The organism is Ectopseudomonas khazarica (genome assembly GCF_004521985.1).
Lineage (GTDB): Bacteria > Pseudomonadota > Gammaproteobacteria > Pseudomonadales > Pseudomonadaceae > Aquipseudomonas > Aquipseudomonas khazarica.
The window spans coordinates 12,412-30,271 of sequence record NZ_SBHZ01000030.1 but is presented as its reverse complement, the minus strand read 5'-3'; the positions used below and the strand labels follow the sequence as shown (position 1 = coordinate 30,271).

At 65.1% G+C, this 17,860-nt stretch carries 14 protein-coding genes; 10 read left to right on the top strand and 4 right to left on the bottom strand.

Features of this window, described 5'->3' with window-relative positions:
* Together EPK82_RS24405 and EPK82_RS24400 are read left to right on the top strand one after the other, a co-directional pair.
* A partial coding sequence (locus EPK82_RS24405; protein WP_134678321.1) for a TRAP transporter large permease subunit occupies positions 1–239 on the top strand: 239 nt, incomplete at its 5' end.
* 165 nt (positions 240–404) lie between these two features.
* The gene (locus EPK82_RS24400; protein ID WP_037057488.1) at positions 405–1,070 is read left to right on the top strand and encodes a DUF502 domain-containing protein; all 666 of its coding nucleotides are present in this window, start codon (positions 405–407) and stop codon (positions 1,068–1,070) included.
* Here the strand turns inward: EPK82_RS24400 and EPK82_RS24395 are convergent.
* Positions 1,067–1,534: an Lrp/AsnC family transcriptional regulator gene (locus EPK82_RS24395; RefSeq protein ID WP_134678320.1), complete on the bottom strand. Its 468-nt coding sequence runs from the start codon at positions 1,532–1,534 to the stop codon at positions 1,067–1,069. The two genes, EPK82_RS24400 and EPK82_RS24395, sit on opposite strands and share 4 nt — an antisense overlap.
* A 128-nt stretch (positions 1,535–1,662) precedes the next feature.
* Here EPK82_RS24395 and EPK82_RS24390 point away from each other — a divergent pair, with 128 nt between their 5' ends.
* The 5 genes from EPK82_RS24390 (at position 1,663) to EPK82_RS24370 (ending at position 5,910) form a co-directional block, all read left to right on the top strand.
* The gene (locus EPK82_RS24390; RefSeq protein WP_037057483.1) at positions 1,663–1,989 is read left to right on the top strand and encodes a hypothetical protein; all 327 of its coding nucleotides are present in this window, start codon (positions 1,663–1,665) and stop codon (positions 1,987–1,989) included.
* Between the two features lie 97 nt (positions 1,990–2,086).
* Positions 2,087–3,871 carry a GspE/PulE family protein gene (locus EPK82_RS24385; RefSeq protein ID WP_134678319.1) on the top strand — a complete coding sequence of 595 codons (1,785 nt, stop codon included), beginning with the start codon at positions 2,087–2,089 and terminating at the stop codon, positions 3,869–3,871.
* A 201-nt stretch (positions 3,872–4,072) separates the two neighbouring features.
* Positions 4,073–5,008 (top strand): SPFH domain-containing protein, encoded by a 936-nt coding sequence (locus EPK82_RS24380; protein WP_037057477.1) that lies wholly within the window; start codon positions 4,073–4,075, stop codon positions 5,006–5,008.
* 3 nt (positions 5,009–5,011) lie between these two features.
* Positions 5,012–5,479 (top strand): NfeD family protein, encoded by a 468-nt coding sequence (locus EPK82_RS24375; RefSeq protein ID WP_134678318.1) that lies wholly within the window; start codon positions 5,012–5,014, stop codon positions 5,477–5,479.
* 86 nt (positions 5,480–5,565) lie between these two features.
* Positions 5,566–5,910 carry a DUF2388 domain-containing protein gene (locus tag EPK82_RS24370; RefSeq protein WP_037051397.1) on the top strand — a complete coding sequence of 115 codons (345 nt, stop codon included), beginning with the start codon at positions 5,566–5,568 and terminating at the stop codon, positions 5,908–5,910.
* 100 nt (positions 5,911–6,010) lie between these two features.
* On the opposite strand, the gene EPK82_RS24365 is transcribed toward EPK82_RS24370, so the two are convergent.
* The 3 genes from EPK82_RS24365 to desA form a co-directional block, all read right to left on the bottom strand.
* Positions 6,011–7,279, bottom strand: coding sequence for an OprD family porin (locus tag EPK82_RS24365; protein WP_134678317.1), 1,269 nt, complete (start codon positions 7,277–7,279; stop codon positions 6,011–6,013).
* A 427-nt stretch (positions 7,280–7,706) separates the two neighbouring features.
* Positions 7,707–8,675 (bottom strand): GGDEF domain-containing protein, encoded by a 969-nt coding sequence (locus tag EPK82_RS24360; RefSeq protein WP_134678316.1) that lies wholly within the window; start codon positions 8,673–8,675, stop codon positions 7,707–7,709.
* Positions 8,676–8,785: 110 nt separating this feature from the next.
* Positions 8,786–9,976: a delta-9 fatty acid desaturase DesA gene (gene desA / locus EPK82_RS24355; protein ID WP_037051392.1), complete on the bottom strand. Its 1,191-nt coding sequence runs from the start codon at positions 9,974–9,976 to the stop codon at positions 8,786–8,788.
* Positions 9,977–10,144: 168 nt separating this feature from the next.
* Between desA and dibA the strand changes: the two genes are divergently transcribed.
* The 3 genes from dibA to EPK82_RS24340 are packed head-to-tail and all read left to right on the top strand — an operon-like array spanning position 10,145 to position 17,792.
* Entirely contained in the window at positions 10,145–12,445 is a 2,301-nt protein-coding gene (dibA, locus tag EPK82_RS24350) for a phosphodiesterase DibA (RefSeq protein ID WP_134678315.1), read from the top strand.
* Between the two features lie 2 nt (positions 12,446–12,447).
* Entirely contained in the window at positions 12,448–13,581 is a 1,134-nt protein-coding gene (locus EPK82_RS24345; RefSeq protein ID WP_134678314.1) for an HDOD domain-containing protein, read from the top strand.
* A complete protein-coding gene (locus EPK82_RS24340; RefSeq protein ID WP_244230103.1) occupies positions 13,578–17,792 on the top strand; it encodes a PAS domain S-box protein in 4,215 nt (1,404 codons plus the stop codon). The genes EPK82_RS24345 and EPK82_RS24340 overlap by 4 nt, the downstream gene beginning before the upstream one ends.
* The last annotated feature ends 68 nt before the right edge of the window (positions 17,793–17,860 follow it).

The window sequence follows — 17,860 nt, the reverse complement described above, 5'->3', positions numbered from 1 at the left end:
AGCTGGGTATCGACCCGATCCACCTGGGCATCATCATGGTGGTGAACATGGAGATCGGCCTGATCACCCCGCCGGTGGGGCTGAACCTGTTCGTCACCTCGGCGGTGACCGGCATGCCGCTGACCGCGGTGATCCGCGCCGCGCTGCCGTGGCTGATGATGCTGATCAGCTTCCTGCTGGTGATCACCTACATCCCGGCCGTGTCCATGGCCCTGCCGAACTGGCTGGGCATGAGCTGAGCCCGATAGAACGCTGCTACTTCGGTACCTCGTGTACCCACTCCGCCCGGCCCTAGTGCCGGGCTTTTTTTGGCCTGCCATCGCCCGACACAGTCGCCGCGATTGCCACACGGCCTGCCTCCATCTCGCGTAAAGTCGCGACACCCCGACCAAGGAATCCCGAGCATGATCCGACGCAGCCTGAAATCCGTGGTGACCACCTGGCTCACCGGCCTGCTGGCGCTGCTGCCACTGGTCCTGACCATGGCCCTGCTGGCCTGGATCTTCAGCCTGCTCAACCGCCTGGTCGGCCCGTCGACCATGATCGGCCAGCTGTTCGCTGCCCTTGGCCAGCCCTTCTCCAGCAATGGCTACATGGCCTGGCTGCTCGGCAGCCTGGTCCTGCTGGCCAGCCTCTACCCGCTGGGACTGGCCGTACAACTGGGCCTGCGCCGCCCCCTGGCGTGGCTGTTCGACCACACGCTGCGCCGCACCCCGCTGATCGGCAACTTCTACAACCTGGCCGACCGCTTCGTCGGCCTGCTGGACAAGAGCAAGAACCCGGACATCACCACCATGGCGCCGGTCTGGTGCTTCTTCGGGGGTGACGGCGTGGCGGTACTCGCCCTGCGCCCCAGCTCGGAAACGGTGGAGCTGGAAGGGCGTGCCTACTGCGCGATCCTCGTGCCGACCGCACCGATTCCGGTGGGCGGCGGCCTGCTCTACGTGCCTCAGGAGTGGGTTCGCCCGGCGGACATGGGCGTCGAGCAGCTGACCAGCATCTACGTCTCCATGGGCCTCACACCACCCGGCAAGCGCACGACCGAGCCCGCCACGCCAGGCAGCCGCTAGACCAATGGCAGGCTGGTGGTGGACTTGATCTCCGACAGGGCGACGATGGAGTTCACCTCCTGGATGCCCGGCACCAGCGACAGCTTCTCGAAGAAGAAGCGCTCGTAGGCCTCGATGTCGCGCGTGACGATACGCAGCATGAAGTCCACCGCCCCCATCAGCACGTGGCACTCCAGCACCTCGGGAAACTCGCGCATGGCTTCGGCGAACTCGGTGAGGTTGGAGCGGCCATGGGCATTCAGCTTGACCTGGGCGAACACCTGGGTGTGCAGGCCGATCAGCTTGCGATCCAGCAGGGTCACCTGCTTGCGAATCACCCCCTCTTCCTTGAGGCGCTGAATACGACGCCAGCACGGCGACTGCGACAGGCCGATACGCTCGGCGATCTCGGCCGTGGACAGGCCGGCATCCTCTTGCAGCAGCGCGAGAATGCGCTGATCGTAGGCATCCAGCTCAACGGACATAAAAATTCCCCAATCACTCAATACTGAGGAAACTCTATCCACATAACCGACAAAATGACAGAAAACAAGGCAGAACTTTTGCCGCCGCAAGGGGGAAACTTAGGTAAAACCTGCCCCGAGTCGCCACCATGCCTGATACCACACCGTTCCCTGCTGTCCACCATCGCCGCGATCCCTGGCAGGATCGCCCAGATGCCTGCGTCGAATACCAGTTGCGCACCGACGCGGAAGCCGACGTGCTGTGCCGCCTGCTCGGCCTGTTCGCCCAGCTGCAGCTGCTGCCCGAGGCGCTGCAGGTCCAGCGCCAGCAGGACGATCTGCATATCAGCCTGCGCCTGCAAGGCCTCTCGGTGCATCGCGCGGGCGTCCTGGCGCAGAAGCTGCGGGGCCTGGTCTGCGTCTGGCAGGTGACCTGGCAGCATCTGGATCACAACCTGGTGACGGAGGTCGCCTGAAGCGGGCGCTCGATCACGCCTGGCCCTTCGCCCTTCTGCAGCTTTTCGGGCATCCTAGTTCGGCTAACCTTGTTCAGGTCGACCCCTAGGAGCCCTCATGTCCGCCTTCACTGCCACCGCCCCTGATCGCGTACTGGACCTTGGCGACCTGTTGCGCGAACTGGTCGCCCATGGCCGGGTCGACCAGGACGTGGCCGAGCAGTGCCTGGCGATCCGCCGCAGCTCGCTGAACAACAACCAGCACCCGCTGGAGTTCCTCGCCGCCCAGCAGGTCGACGACCTGACACGGCCGGGCAAGAAGCTCGACCTGGAAACCCTGACCGTGTGGCTGGCCAACTTCTCCGGGCAGCCCTATCTGCGTATCGACCCGCTGAAGATCGACGTGCCGGCGATTACCCCGCTGATGTCCTACGCCTTCGCCCAACGCCACAAGATTCTTGCCGTGGCGGTGGACAGCGAAAGCGTCACCATCGCCAGCAGCCAGCCGCTGGTACACAGCTGGGAAGCCAACCTGGTGCACGTGCTCAAGCGCCCGATCAAGCGCGTGGTGGCCAACCCCGCCGACATCCAGCGCTTCACCACCGAGTTCTATCGCCTGGCCCGCTCGGTCAGTGGCGCCAATGCCACCGACCAGAAGGTCAGCGGCGTCGGCAACTTCGAACAGTTGCTCAGCCTCGGCGCCCAGGACCAGGAGCCGGACGCCAACGACGCGCACATCGTCAACATCGTCGACTGGCTGTTCCAGTACGCCTTCCAGCAGCGCGCCAGCGATATCCATATCGAGCCGCGCCGTGAACAGGGCACCGTGCGCTTTCGCATCGACGGCGTGCTGCACACCGTCTACCAGTTCCCTGCCCAGGTCACCATGGCGGTGGTCAGCCGCCTGAAGAACCTGGGGCGAATGAACATCGCCGAGAAACGCAAGCCGCAGGACGGCCGGGTGAAGACCAAGACCCCGGACGGCAACGAGGTGGAACTGCGCCTGTCGACCCTGCCCACCGCCTTCGGCGAGAAGATGGTGATGCGTATCTTCGACCCCGATGTACTGCTGAAGAGCCCAGACCAGCTGGGCTTCTCGCCGGACGACCTGCGCCGCTGGGAGAGCATGACCAGCCAGCCCAACGGCATCATCCTGGTCACCGGCCCCACCGGTTCGGGCAAGACCACCACGCTGTACACCACGCTCAAGCAGCTGGCCACCGAAGAGGTGAACGTCTGCACCATCGAGGACCCGATCGAGATGATCGAGGGGGCCTTCAACCAGATGCAGGTGCAGCACAACATCGACCTGAGCTTCGCCAGCGGCGTGCGTGCCCTGATGCGTCAGGACCCGGACATCATCATGATCGGCGAGATCCGCGACCTGGAAACCGCCGAGATGGCCATCCAGGCCGCGCTCACCGGCCACCTGGTGCTCAGTACCCTGCACACCAACGATGCCCCCAGCGCCATTACCCGCCTGCTCGAACTGGGCGTGCCGCACTACCTGCTCAAGGCCACCGTGCTCGGCGTCATGGCCCAGCGCCTGGTGCGGACCCTGTGCCCGCACTGCAAGGCACCGGTGCAACTCGACGAAGACAGCTGGAGTGGCCTGACCAAGCCCTGGAGCTCGCCGCTGCCGAACCATGCGCAACGCGCCGTGGGCTGCCTGGAATGCCGCGAGACCGGCTACCGCGGGCGCGCCGGGGTGTACGAAATCATGCTGATCAACGATGCCATCCGCCCGCTGATCAATGCCGACACCGACCTCACCGCCCTGCGTCGCGCGGCGTTCAAGGACGGTATGCGCAGCCTGCGCCTGTCCGGCGCGCAGAAGGTCGCCGCCGGGCAGACCACGATCGAGGAAGTGCTGCGCGTGACGCCGCAGAGCGAGCAACGCTGAAGCCTCGAGCGCGCTCGCTGCACGCCCCGCGTCGTCACGTCGCACTGTGCGGCCGTTCACCTGGCAGCGCTTGCATGTCAGGTGCTGCCAGGCACTGAGAAGGGGTCGGCGGCAATCCCGCAGCGGCTATGCTTAGATGCGAAATAGGCGCAGCACACCTTGCCTGCGCCCGCACAAGGTATGCATGAGGGAGATCGCATCATGGAAATCGGTGGCGTCCTGCTACTGTTCGTCGGCCTGGCTGTGGCCATCGTCTACATGGGCTTCAAGGTGGTGCCGCAGGGCTCGGAATGGACGGTGGAACGCTTCGGTCGCTACACCACGACGCTGAAGCCCGGCCTCAACATCATCGTGCCGGTGATGGACCGCATCGGGCGCAAGCTGAACGTCATGGAGAGCGTGCTGGATATTCCGCCGCAGGAAGTGATCAGCTCCGACAACGCCATCGTGCAGATCGACGCCGTGTGCTTCTTCCAGGTGATCAACGCCGCCCAGGCGGCCTACGAGGTCAACCACCTGGAGCACGCCATCCGCAACCTGGTGATGACCAACATCCGCACCGTGCTGGGCTCGCTGGAGCTCGATGCCATGCTCAGCCAGCGTGACGCCATCAACGAGCGCCTGCTCAAGACCGTGGACGAGGCCACCGCTCCCTGGGGCATCAAGATCACCCGTATCGAGATCAAGGACATCAGCCCGCCCGCCGACCTGGTGGAGGCCATGGCCAGCCAGATGAAGGCCGAGCGCCTCAAGCGTGCGCAAATTCTCGAGGCCGAGGGCGCCCGCTCGGCCGCCATCCTCACTGCCGAAGGGCACAAGCAGGCGGAGATTCTTCGCGCCGAAGGCGAGCGCCAGGCCGCGTTCCTCGAAGCCGAAGCCCGTGAGCGGGCCGCGCAGGCCGAAGCCGAGGCGACCCGCGTGGTGTCCCAGGCCATCGCCGCCGGCAACGTCCAGGCGGTGAACTACTTCGTGGCCCAGAAGTATGTCGAGGCCCTGGGCCAGCTCGCCTCCGCCAACAACAGCAAGGTGGTGCTGATGCCGCTGGAGGCCAGCCAGGTGATCGGTGCCGTCGGCGGCATCGGCGAAATCGTCAAGGCCACCTTCGCCAGCGACGGCTCTGCAGAGAAGCGGAGCTGAGGCATGATCCAGTACCTGCAAAACCTGTCGTTCTGGGACTGGCTGGCCCTGGCCACCATCCTGCTGATTCTCGAAGTCTTCGGTGCCGGCGGCTACCTGCTGTGGATCGGCCTCGCGGCCGCCTGTGTCGGTGTGCTGACCTACCTGTTCCCGGCGCTACCGTGGGTCTGGCAGTTCTTTCTGTTCGGCCTGCTGGCCATTCTCACCGCAGTGGTCTGGTGGCGCCGCCAACGCAGCCCCCTGCCCCCCAGCGACCAGCCCGGCCTGAACCGGCGCGGCAGCGAGCTGCTCGGGCGGCGCTTCGCCCTGCACGAGGCGATCATCGACGGACGCGGCAAGATCAAGGCCGGCGACAGCCTGTGGCTGGTCAGCGGCCCCGACCTGCCAGCCGGCAGCCCGGTCAAGGTCGTGGCCCAGGAGGGTGTGGTCCTGAAAGTGGAACAGGACGTAGCCCGCGAGCCCGTCCGCTAGCCAAGGCGGCCGGCCATCGCCACGACGGAACCTGTGGGTCCTGACACCACTCTGAACGAGTGTGCCTAATTCACAGGAGCTTCATCATGCGAGCAATAAGCCGGGCCGCCATGGCATTGAGCGCCTTCCTGATTGCCCAGAGCGCAGCCGCGGATGGCCTGCTGCGTGACATTCTGTCCTCGGGCGCGACCACCGCGTCGACCTACCTGACATTCAAGGACCGCAAGCTGGTCGCTGCCGCGGAGGAGGATGCCAGCAGCTTCGTCGCCAGTGCCGGCGAGATTCGCGGCCCGCACCTGGAAGCCGCGCTGCAGCAGCTGCGCGCAGGCAATCCCGAGCTGCAGGACGCCGACGACATGGCGCTGGCCAGTGCCATCCTGGCATCCTCGGCGGCTCCGCGCGACACCCGCACGGCCATTCCCGCCGAGTAACTCGCGCCCATAAAAAATGCCCGTATCCGGAAGATACGGGCATTTTCTTGAGCGCGGCTCGGGACTACACAGCTGCAAGGCTTCCCGAGCGACTCAGACCTTACATCAGCGGCAGGGTGTAGCTGACGATCAGGCGGTTTTCATCGATGTCGTTCGCGAAGTTGGAGCGAACGGTGGCGTTACGCCAGCGAACACCCAGGTTCTTCAGCGCGCCTTCCTGGAAGACGTACATCAGCTCGGTGTTGCGCTCCCACTCACGACCTTCGGAAACGCCACGGCCGCGATCGACGTTGTCGCCGGTCAGGTAACGGGTCATGAAGGTCAGGCCCGGGATACCGATCGAGGCGAAGTTGAAGTCATAGCGCGCCTGGTAGGACTTCTCGTCCTTGTTGGCGAAATCGCTGATCTGCACGTAGTTGACCAGGAACGGGTCGGTACCGTTGATGTAGGCGAAACCGGTGTCGCCGCTCATCTTCTGGTAGCCCAGACCGAAGGCATGGCCGTCCAGCGAGTAGGTGACCATGGCGCCGAAGGCCTTGTTGTCCACGTTGCTGCGATTGCCGTCATCGGTCGAGCGGGCGAAGCGCACGTCGGTCTTCAGGCTCTGCTTGTCGCCCAGCGGCAGAACGTGCACGGCGCTGAAGGAGTGCTGCTTGTACAGCTCGTCCAGGTTGGAGTAGTAGTAGCCGGCCGTCAGGTCCTTGGTCAGCTTGTAGGTGCCGCCGACGAAGTCGAACGAGTCGGCAGTGGCGCCACCAGAGGTGGTGATACCACGGCGACCGCCGCTGGTGATGGCGATGTCTTCGTAGTCACCGGAGTTACGGTGGTTGACCTCACGCACGTGAGCGGCTTCCAGCATCAGGCCGTCGATTTCCTGGGAGACCAGGTGACCGGCTTCGAATACCTGGGGCAGCAGACGGCCGTCGCTGGAGGCGATGGCGGCGTTCTTGAACTGCATCTGGCCAACGCGCAGGGTGCTGTTGGAGACCTTGACCTTGGCGGCTACAGCCAGGTCCGAGTAGTTGTCCTGCGAACCACCCGAGCGATCCGGAACCAGCAGACCGCTACCAGCGGTACCGTCACCGGAATCCAGCTTGAAGCCGAACATGCCGATCGCATCGGCACCGAAGCCTACGGTACCTTCGGTGAAACCGGAGTTCATGCGCAGAATGAAACCTTGGGCCCACTCGTCCTGCTTGGACTGGCTCGGGGCCGGAGTGTCGCTGTTGCCCTGACGGAAATCGCGGTTGAAGTAGAAGTTGCGCGCTTCCAGGCTGACCTTGGTATCGCCGACCAGATCGGCGAAGGCCACTTGGCTCAGGCCCAGGGTGCTGGCGGCTACGGCCAGTGCCAGGGAGGTCTTTCTCATTATGTTTCTCTCCAGTGTGTTTTGAGTTGACGCATCGTCCGACGCAGGCTTCGGCACGAAGAGGCAGGTCGGAACGAATAGGGCAGACGCAACCGCGAGCCAGGGTGCGACAACGACCTGGCTCGAGCGGGTACGTGAAAAATTCAGGTAGTACAGAACAACGGCGAACGCAGGACAGCGGCCGAACTGAGGCAGGCAGAATGGTGCATGGTTGGCTTCTCTCGTCGTTGTTATTTTGCGCCGACATCCCGCCGGCATCTCGCGGGGCCTACGCAGATAGCGTGCCAGATCGTGAAAACACCTCAGCAAGCTATCTAGAACAGTAGGTTACATTTTTTCTGCAGGTCAGTGACCATTTAGTCACAGGGCTCTACAGGCAAGTTTCCGCTCACCACGACTGCCTTTCAGGCGGAAAACCGCCAAGTCATCAACCGACCACGATCTGATTCTTGCCCTGGCGCTTGGCCAGGTACATGGCCGCGTCGGCACGCGCATAGAGCGCGTCAAGGCTGGCATCGGCCGCCAGCAGGCTGGTCAGCCCCTGGCTGACCGTGATGCGGAAGCTCGTCCCTTCGTGCTGGAAGCCGAGGCGTTGCACCTCGCGCTGCAAGCGTTCGGCCACCTGCAGTGCGACATCCGGCTCACAGCCCGGGAACAGCGCGGCGAACTCCTCACCGCCGATGCGCCCGAACAGGTCGCCACGCCGCAGCGCGTTGCTGCCACAGTGCGCCAGGCGCCGCAGGACATCGTCGCCGGTCTGATGACCATAGTGGTCGTTGATCTTCTTGAAGTCGTCGAGATCGAGCAACAGAAAGGCCAGCGGGCTGCCGAACTTGCGGGCATGCTCGAACTCGCGGCGGGCACATTCGAAGAAATGCCGGCGGTTGCTGCTCTGGGTCAGTACGTCGGTGGTCGCCAGACGGTGCAGCTCGCCTTCCAGGCGCTTTTTCTCGGTGATGTCCTCGGCAATGCCGACGATCACCGGCCCCAGCTGCCTTCCCCTGGGACTGACGAAGCACTTGTCGCTGAGCCAGCGCAGCTGGCCATCGGCACGGATGATGCGGTACTCGCGGCTCTCCACGGCCCCGGTTTCCAGCACCTTGGCCAGGCTCTCGGCCGCATAGTCGACATCGTCCGGGTAGATGCTGTTGCGCCACTCGCCGTAATCCGCCAGCAGCAGGGCGGCCGAGCGGCCGAAGATGCGTTCATAGGCCGGGCTGACGTAGATCATCCGCTGCTCGTTCCAGTCGAACGCCCAGAGCACGGCATTGACGCTGCCGAGCAGGCTGCTGAACAGCTGCTCGCGCTCGCCCAGGCGCTCGACCTCGGCGCGGCTATGCAGCAGGGCCAAGGTCAATTCTTCCAATTCGGAAACAGCGTTGCCTTCAGCATCCATTACAGCAGCCATCCCTTCCCTCGCGTCGCATTGAAATGATCATAGTGCGAGTTCTTGGACAAAAACGAAGGCCCGCCGTTCGGCGGGCCTTCGTGTGTAACGAACGGCGCTCAGGCAGCCACGCCGGCCGGGCGCAGCGAGTAGGTCTTGAGCTGCTCGGCGAAGTCACGCAGCGACTGGATGCCACTGGCCTCGGCCTCGTGCACCCACTGCTTCATCGCCTCCAGCATGTCGTGGCCATTGCTGCTGGTCTTCACCCAGATCTGCTGCAGGGCCAGGCGCTTCTCGTAGATCACCTTGAGTGCCTGGCTCTGCGCCAGCATGTCGGCGATGCGCGCGTGGTGCTGCTCTTCCAGCAGGCTCGGCTCACGCGAGAGCAGGCGCTTGGCGCGACGGAACAGGTGACGAACGGACTCGTCGGCCTTGGCCACCTCCTGCTTGACCAGCGGCGCGATGACCAGCTTGCGGTACTGCGCCATGATCTGGAAGCGGTTGTTGAGGATGGCCATGGCGGTGTCCATGTCCAGACTCCCCTTGCCCTCGACCCGGTGGGCGATGGGCGCGACGCGCTGCACCTTGGCCAGCCCGAACAGACTGAACAGCCGGATCCAGGCCCAGCCCATGTCGAACTCCCAGGCCTTGACCGACAGCTTGGCGCTGTTCGGGTAGGTGTGGTGGTTGTTGTGCAGCTCCTCGCCGCCGATCAGGATGCCCCAGGGCAGCAAATTGGTGGCGGCGTCGCGGCATTCGAAGTTGCGGTAGCCGACCGCGTGGCCCAGACCATTGATCACGCCAGCGGCCCAGACCGGAATCCACATCATCTGCACCGCCCACACGGTCATGCCGAGCACGCCGAACAGGGCCAGGTCGATGATCGCCATCAGGGTCACGCCACCGATCGGGTAGCGGCTGTAGACATTGCGTTCGATCCAGTCATCCGGGCAGTTCTTGCCGTAGATACGCAGGGTTTCCTGGTTCTTCGCCTCTTCCTGGTAAAGCTCGGCGCCCTTGCGCAGCACGGTGCCCAGCCCCTTGATGACCGGGCTGTGCGGGTCATCGTCGGTCTCGCACTTGGCGTGATGCTTGCGGTGAATCGCGGTCCACTCGCGAGTGTTCTGGCCCGTGGTCAGCCACAGCCAGAAACGGAAGAAATGCTTGAGCGCGGGGTGCAGCTCCAGTGCGCGATGCGCCGAATAGCGGTGCAGATAGACCGTGACGCTGACGATGGTCACGTGCGTCATCAGCAGGGTCACAGCCACCAACTGCCAGACCGAAAGGTCGAGTAAACCGTTGTACCACATGGATGCTGTTGCCTCTTGATAGGGAAACACGGTTTGTCCTACAAGAACGAACCTGATCGCATTATCCCTGACCCAGGCCAGAAAACCAGTTGGTCTTTTAGATAAGAATGTTTCAGCCCCACCCCATCTATACTGCCCACCATTTGAAGGGAGCTTGGCCTGCACCCCATGCGTATCGACTTTGCCGCCCTGCGTCTGACCCTGGTCTACCTGCTGCTCGCGGGCGCCTGGGTTCTCCTGAGTGACCAGTTGCTGGCGGCACTGGGCCTGTCCGTGGCGCAGCAGGAGCGCCTGCAATCACTCAAGGGACTGTTCTTCGTCCTGCTGACCAGCGCCCTGCTCTACCTGGTGCTGTACCGCCACGCCCAGCGGCATCGCCGCGCACGGCTGGAGCTGGCGAGCAACGAGGAACGCCTGCGCCTGGCCCTCAATGCCACCCACGACGGCCTGTGGGACTGGGACGTGTCCAAGCGCCGGGTATTCTTCTCCGATGGCTACGCCGCGCTGCTCGGCCTGACGCCACAGGCCCTTGGCGATACCCGTGACGACTGGGCCGCGCGCCTGCACCCGGATGACCGTGAGGGTGCGATGCAGGCACTCAGTACCGAGTGGACCGATCAGCAGTACGAAAACATCTACCGCCTGCGGCATGCCGACGGCAGCTACCGCTGGATCCACTCGCGCGGCCGCTTGCTGCACGACGAGGATGGCCAGCCACAGCGCTTCATCGGCATTGCCAGTGATGTCACCCAGCAACGTGCCAACGATGACAGCCTGCGCCAGGCTGCTGCCGTGTTCGATGCCACTCAGGAGGGTGTGCTGGTCACCGACCCGGACCAGCGTATCGTCCATGTCAATCCGGCCTTCAGTCGCATCACCGGCTACAGCAGCGAGGAGATACTCGGGCAGCGCCCCAATCTGCTCAACTCGGGGCACCATGACGCCAGCTTCTACCAGAGCATGTGGAACGCGCTGGAAAATCGCGGCGCCTGGAGCGGCGAAGTGTGGAACCGGCGCAAGAGCGGCGAGATCTATCCGCAGTGGCAGTGCATCCGCGTCATCCATGACGAACAGGGGCGCCTCAGTCACTACGTGGCGGTGTTCTCCGACATCAGTGCACTGAAGCGCTCGCAGCATGAGCTGGACTACCTGGCCCACCACGACCCGCTGAGCAATCTGCCCAACCGCCTGCTGTTCACCGAACGGGTCGCCCATGCACTGGAGCGCAGCAAGAGCGAAGGGTTGCGCGGCGCCGTGCTGCTGATCGACCTGGATCATTTCAAGCACATCAACGAGAGCCTCGGGCACAACGTCGGCGATGCCCTGCTGAAGGGAGTCGGCGAACGCCTGCTGCAGGATATTCCCAACGGCTGCACCCTGGCCCGCCTGGGGGGCGACGAGTTCGGCCTGCTCTCCGAGAACTGCTCCGCCGCGCCACAGGCTGCGGAGCTGGCACAACGCCTGCTGCGCTGCCTGGAAGCGCCCTTTCGTTTCGACGGACATGAACTGTATATCGGCGCCAGCATCGGTATCGGCCTGTTCCCAGGGGAAGCCGACAGCGTCGAGCAGATCATGCGCAATGCCGACTCGGCGTTGTTCAAGGCCAAGAGCAGCGGCCGCGAGGGCTATGCGTTCTATGTGCAGGAACTGACCGACTACGCGCGCCAGCGTGTCGAGCTGGCCAGCAGCCTGCGCCATGCCCTGGACAACCAGGAGCTGCGCGTTTACTACCAGCCCCTGCATGACCTGCGTGATGGTCACATGGTGGGCATGGAGGCACTGGTGCGCTGGCAGCACCCGCAGCGCGGCCTGGTGCCCCCGGCCGAGTTCATCCCGATGGCCGAAGAGAACGGCATGATCGCGGCCATCGACGCCTGGGTGCTGGAGCAGGCCTGCCGCCAGATGGTGAGCTGGAATGCCGAGGGCGGCTCGCTGCGTTTCGTCGCGGTGAACATCTCCAGCCGCCTGTTCAGCCGTGGCGAACTCGACCAGAAGGTGGCGCGGGTCCTGGCCGAAACCGGCCTTCCGGCTGGTCAGCTGGAACTGGAGGTGACCGAGAGCGCGATCATGGAAGACCCTGATGCGGCTCTGCGCTTCCTGACCCGCTTGCGTGCCCTGGGCGTACGCCTGGCCATCGACGACTTCGGCACCGGCTATAGTTCGCTTGCACGCCTGAAACGCCTGCCGGTGGACAAGCTGAAGATCGATCAGAGTTTCGTCCGCGGCCTGCCCGAAGATACCGACGATGCGGCCATCGCCCGCGCCGTCATTGCACTTGGACACAGCCTGGGCCTGAAGGTACTGGCCGAAGGCATCGAAGCAACACGTCAGGTCGAGTTCCTCCGCGAGCTAGGCTGTGACTATGGTCAGGGTTACCACTACGGCAGACCGCTACCGGCACAGCGCCGGACAGGCGACCACCCCGAAGGGCCCTCACCACACGACAGCCCATTCACGCCGAGGGATTGAGCATGCGGGTGCTGATACTGGAAGACGATCCATGGATCGCCGATCTGCTCAAGCAGATCGTCCAAAGCCTGCACCCCAGCACACAGATCGAAAGCGTCACGCGGCTGGCCGAGGCGCTCGACGCCTGGAAGCGTCAACCGGCCCAGCTGGTCATCGCCGACTGGAACCTGCCCGACGGCCCCGGCACCAGCCTGCTCGAGGTCGCGCACCGCAGTGACGCCAGCGTCCCGCTGGTGATGATCACCGCACGCTCCGACCGCGACAGTGTGCTGCTGGCACGCCGGCTGGGGATAAACGCCTTCATCAGCAAGCCCTTTCAGGTGCCCAAGGTACTCGAGACCCTGCGCCCGCTGCTGTCACCGCAGCACGACGAACCTGCTGACGCCGCAGTGCCTGCCACAGGTGGCTTCCTGCCGTTTCTCGCGGGCCTGCCCAACAGCGCCCTGGACCTGCCCCTGCACGATGCCCTGCTCCAGCAGTTGCACAAGCCCGACCAGGCAGCGCAGGCACTGCAGGAGTACTGGCAGAACGATCCGGCGGTGCATGCCCGGCTGATCGCTGCCGCCAACAGCGCCAGCTATAACGCCAGCGGGCAACCCTGCATCAGCCTCCCGGAAGCGCTGCGCCGGCTCGGGCCAGGTACGGTGCTCAGCCTGGTTCAGGGGCTCGCCCTACGCCCCGTGGCGGCCCTGCAGGACGAAGACCTCAAACGCCTGGGCGACGAGCAGTTCACCCAGGCCCGGTATCTGCGCCAGCGCATCGAGGAACTGTGCAAGAGCGCCAGGATCGACGCAGCGGCCATGAGCAGCGCTGCGTTGCTACAACGCATGGGGGAGCTGGCGGTTCTGTACCAGGCCCAGTGCTGGCGTCATGCCGGCCAGGCGCTGGATGACGAAACCCTGGGCAGCGCCCTGCAGCGCTGCAGCGGCGACCTGGCCAACCGGCTCAAGAGCCACTGGCGCCTGCCGACGCCGCTGCGCGAACTGATCGGCGCCTGCTACGCCCTGCCGCCCGGCAACAGCAAGCGCGCCCCGGTGATCATGCGCCTGGCCTGCGCGGAGCTGCAGGGTGGCAGCGAACAGGAACTGGACCGCCTGTACCGGCTCGCCGGCATCGACAGGGGCGCGGCCAGGTGAGGACGAACCCGCGGCCGATCCGCTGGATCGTCATCGGTGGCAGCCTGTGCCTGGCGATCCTCTTCGCCCTGCTCGGCCGCCAGGCGATGGTCGAACGCGAGGCGCTGTGGCAACTGCAGATGAACAAGCAGGCGGAGGCGCTGCGACTGGCCCTGCACAGCTCGCAGAAAGGCCTGCACGAACGCGCCCAGCTGCTGGCCGAGGCGATGGCCGCCGATGCCTGGGTGGTGGAACTGGTCCGCCAGGCATACAGCCTCGGTGACGGCAGCCCGCAGCAACTGACCGACATCCGCAACCAGCTCTACACCCGCCTCGCACCGCGCTGGCGCAACCTGCAGCGCCAGCACAGTTTCCGCCTCTTTGTGCACCTGCCCCCAGGGGACAGGATTCTGCTGCGCGTGCATGACCCGCGGCACTTTGGCGACACCATCAGGCTCGTCCAGCCCCTGGTGGAAGACAGCCTGCGCGACGGCGACAGCGTGACCGGCGTCAGCTCCAACAACCTGGGCGACGTCAGCGTGCATGCCATGACCCCACTGACCGTGGAGACCCAGGACGGACCGAAGCAGATCGGCGTGCTCGAGGTGGCCATGAGCGTGCTCGCCACCCCCAGGGAGTTCGACCAGGAACTGGGCGGCGGAGTCGCCCTGCTCCTGCGTTCGAGCCAGCTGACCCACCGCAGCGGTGAAGCGTTGCGTGGCCTGACCAACGACCCGCAGCAGTGGCAGGTGATCAGCGCCTCGCGCCCCCAGGCCATGCACTGGCAACGCAATGGCCTGCTGCCGACACCGAGCCGGGCCGACGGCCATGACCTGCAGGAAGACGAAGGCCGCCATTTCCTGCTGAGTGACTATCCGCTGGTCGACCTCACGGCCCGTTCCGGCGGGCCGCTGAATGCCTCCCTGCTGGCCTGGCGGGACGTGAGCCCGCTGTACGCGGTGCACGTTCGCGACAAGCGCTGGCTGATCGGCAAATGGGTCCTGGCCTGGTTGAGCGCGGAGGTTCTGCTGCTGGTGCTGTTGCGCGCCACCCGCCACAGCACCCAGCGCCTGCTGCAACGCCAGCAACGCGCCCTGCATGCGCTCAACGAAATCTCCGCGCTTTCCAGCCTGAGCAGCAAGGAGCAGCTGCGCGAGGCGCTGCGCACGGGAGCGGACTACTTCGGCATGCCGATCGGGGTCATCGGCCTCATCGAGGACGAACGCTATCGGGTGCTGGTGCAGGTCGCTCCTGGCGACGAACTGCAGGACGAACAGACCTTCGCCCTCGACGAGACCTACAGCAGCCTGGCCTATGCCCAGGACGAAGTGCTGAGCATCGAACACATGGCCTCCTCCCCCTACCGCGCACATGCCTGCTACGGCAAGTTCGCCCTGGAGAGCTACATCGGTATCGCCATTTGGGTCGATGGACGCCGCGCCGGCACCCTGGCCTTCTGCGACCACACGGTACAGGAGCGCGCCTTCAACGACAGCGAGCGCGAGTTCATGCGCCTGTTCGCCCGCTGGGTCGGCGCCACCCTGGAGCGCGACCAGCAGGAACAGGCGCGCCAGGCCCTGCTGGAGCGCCTGGCCAGCATCATCGAAGGCACCGACGTGGGCACCTGGGAATGGAACGTCCAGACCGGCGAGACCGTGTTCAACGAGCGCTGGGCGCAGATGTTCGGCTATCGCCTGGACGAGTTGCAGCCCACGCGGGTGGAAACCTGGCTGCGCCTCTGCCACCCGGATGACCGCGAGCCCAGCGAACGCCTGCTGCAGCGTCATTTCGCCGGCGAGGTGGCGTACTACGACCGCCAGGTCCGCATGCAGCACCGGGACGGCCACTGGCTGTGGATACAGGTACGCGGGCGCCTCTCCAGACGCGATGCACAGGGCCGCCCCCTGCTGATGTACGGCACCCACACCGACGTCAGCGAGGCGCGCCAGCGCGAAGAGGCGGTCACCGAGGCCCGCGTCTTCCTGCAGACGCTGCTGGACTCGGCCACCGGGGTTTCGATCATCGCCACCGACCTCGACGGCCTGATCACCCTGTTCAACTCCGGCGCCGAGCGCTTGCTGGGCTACAGCAGCGCCGAGGCCGTCGGGCAGATGACCCCCGAACGCTTCCACCTCGCCGAAGAGCTCGAGGCACGGGCCGAGGAGCTGAGCCGCAGCAGCGGCGAACGCATCGAAGGCTTCGAGGTGTTCGTCCACAACGCGCGCGGCGGCGAGCCGGAAACCCGCCAGTGGACCTACGTGCACCAGGATGGCAGCCAGTACCGGGTCAACCTCACCACCAGCGTCATCCTCGATGCCAGCGGCCAGGCCATCGGTTTCCTCGGCGTGGCCAGCGACATCAGCGCGCTGCAGCAGGCCACGCGCGCCCTGCAGCAGAGCGAGAGCCGCTTCCGTGGCCTGGTCGCCAACCTGCCTGGCGTGGTCTACCGCTGCGCCAACGACAGCAGCTGGAGCATGCGCTACATCAGCGACGAAGTGCTCAGCCTCACCGGCTACCCGTCCAGCGACTTCATCGACAACCGCGTGCGCAGCTTCTCCAGCGTCATCCACCCGGACGACCTGCCGATCACCTACCAGGCCGACCAAGCCATCGTCCTCAAGGAGACCTTCGAGCTGACCTACCGCCTGCGCCATGCCGACGGCCACAGTGTCTGGGTGCGCGAGAAGGGCCGCGGCGAGTACGACACGCACGGCCGGCTGCTCTGGGTCGATGGCTTCATCTGGGACATCAGCGAGCGCAAGGTCATCGAAGACCAGTTGCGCCTGAGCCAGCAGCGTTTTCGCAACGCCTTCAACACGGCGCCCCTGGGCATGGCCCTGGTCGCCCCGGATGGCCGCTGGCTGGAGGTCAACGACGAACTGTGCCGCATGTTCGGCTACAGCCGCGAAGAGCTGCTGAACAGCGATTTCATGGACCTCTCCCACCCCGACGACCTGGATGCCGACCTGCATAACCTCGAGGACCTGGTCGCCGGGCGGATCAGCGCCTACCAGATGGAAAAGCGCTACGTGGACAAGCAGGGCCGCGTGCTCTGGGGCCTGCTCAGCGTCTCCCTGGTCCGCGATGCGGAGGGCCAACCGGTGCACTTCGTCTCGCAGATCCAGGACTTCAGCGCGCGGGTCAGCGCCGAACGGGCCATCCGCGAGCGCGAGCACTACCTGAGCACCCTGCTCGACAACGTCATCGATGCCATCGTCACCATCGACGGCTCGGGCACGATCGAGACCTTCAACCACGCGGCCGAGCAGATGTTCGGCCACACCCAGGCCGACGTCGCCGGGCACAACGTCAGCATCCTGATGCCCGAACCCCACCACAGCGCGCACGATGGCTATCTCCTGCACTACCTGAACACCGGCGAAGCGCGGGTGATCAACCAGACCCGCGAGCTCGAGGGCTTGCGCCAGAGTGGCGAGCGCTTCCCCCTGGAGCTGGCGGTCTCGCAGATCAGCCACCAGGGCCAGGTGCGCTTCATCGCGGTGATCCGCGATATCGCCGAACGCAAGCGCATCGAGCAGATGAAGAACGAGTTCGTCTCCACCGTGAGCCACGAACTGCGTACGCCATTGACGGCCATCGCCGGCTCGCTGGGCCTGATCAACGGCGGCGCGCTCGGCCCGGTGCCTGAGGCCATGGCAGCGATGCTGAGCATCGCGCAGGCCAACAGCCAACGCCTCAGCGAACTGATCAACGACCTGCTGGACATGGAGAAACTGGTCGCCGGCAAGATGCATTTCGACCTCAGGCCCTGGCCGCTGCGAGCGCTGCTGGAGCAGGCGCGGCTGCACAACCAGCCCTACGCCGACCAGCATCAGGTGCGCCTGGTCCTGCACGCGCAAGGCGACGCCAGCGTGAGAGTCGATGCGCAGCGCCTGGGGCAGGTCATGGCCAACCTGCTGTCCAACGCCGCCAAGTTCTCGCCGCCCGGTGGCGAGGTGGACATCCGCCTGGAGGAGGTCGGCGACAGGCTGCGTGTCAGCGTCAGCGACCGGGGCCCCGGCATTCCCGCGGCCTTCCACTCGCGCATTTTCGCCAAGTTCTCCCAGGCCGACTCCGGCGACACCCGGCAGAAAGGCGGCACCGGCCTGGGCCTGGCGATCTGCAAGGAACTGATCGAACGCATGCAGGGACGTATCGGCTTCGACTCCATACCCGGCCAGGGCGCCACCTTCTGGTTCGAACTGCCCCGTGCGGACCGCGCCGAAACATGAATCCATTCGCAGTGCTGGCCGAGATGGACCAAGCTGTACCACACTGCTGACAACAGCCAACCACCGGG

Bases quoted from the DNA above. Each gene is read 5' to 3' on its own strand.
- EPK82_RS24400 (WP_037057488.1), top strand. From the start codon at position 405: ATGATCCGACGCAGCCTGAAATCCGTGGTGACCACCTGGCTCACCGGC.
- EPK82_RS24375 (WP_134678318.1), top strand. From the start codon at position 5,012: ATGATCCAGTACCTGCAAAACCTGTCGTTCTGGGACTGGCTGGCCCTG.
- EPK82_RS24370 (WP_037051397.1), top strand. From the start codon at position 5,566: ATGCGAGCAATAAGCCGGGCCGCCATGGCATTGAGCGCCTTCCTGATT.
- EPK82_RS24380 (WP_037057477.1), top strand. From the start codon at position 4,073: ATGGAAATCGGTGGCGTCCTGCTACTGTTCGTCGGCCTGGCTGTGGCC.
- EPK82_RS24385 (WP_134678319.1), top strand. From the start codon at position 2,087: ATGTCCGCCTTCACTGCCACCGCCCCTGATCGCGTACTGGACCTTGGC.
- EPK82_RS24390 (WP_037057483.1), top strand. From the start codon at position 1,663: ATGCCTGATACCACACCGTTCCCTGCTGTCCACCATCGCCGCGATCCC.
- EPK82_RS24365 (WP_134678317.1), bottom strand. From the start codon at position 7,279: ATGAGAAAGACCTCCCTGGCACTGGCCGTAGCCGCCAGCACCCTGGGC.
- desA (WP_037051392.1), bottom strand. From the start codon at position 9,976: ATGTGGTACAACGGTTTACTCGACCTTTCGGTCTGGCAGTTGGTGGCT.
- EPK82_RS24360 (WP_134678316.1), bottom strand. From the start codon at position 8,675: ATGGATGCTGAAGGCAACGCTGTTTCCGAATTGGAAGAATTGACCTTG.
- dibA (WP_134678315.1), top strand. From the start codon at position 10,145: ATGCGTATCGACTTTGCCGCCCTGCGTCTGACCCTGGTCTACCTGCTG.
- EPK82_RS24395 (WP_134678320.1), bottom strand. From the start codon at position 1,534: ATGTCCGTTGAGCTGGATGCCTACGATCAGCGCATTCTCGCGCTGCTG.
- EPK82_RS24345 (WP_134678314.1), top strand. From the start codon at position 12,448: ATGCGGGTGCTGATACTGGAAGACGATCCATGGATCGCCGATCTGCTC.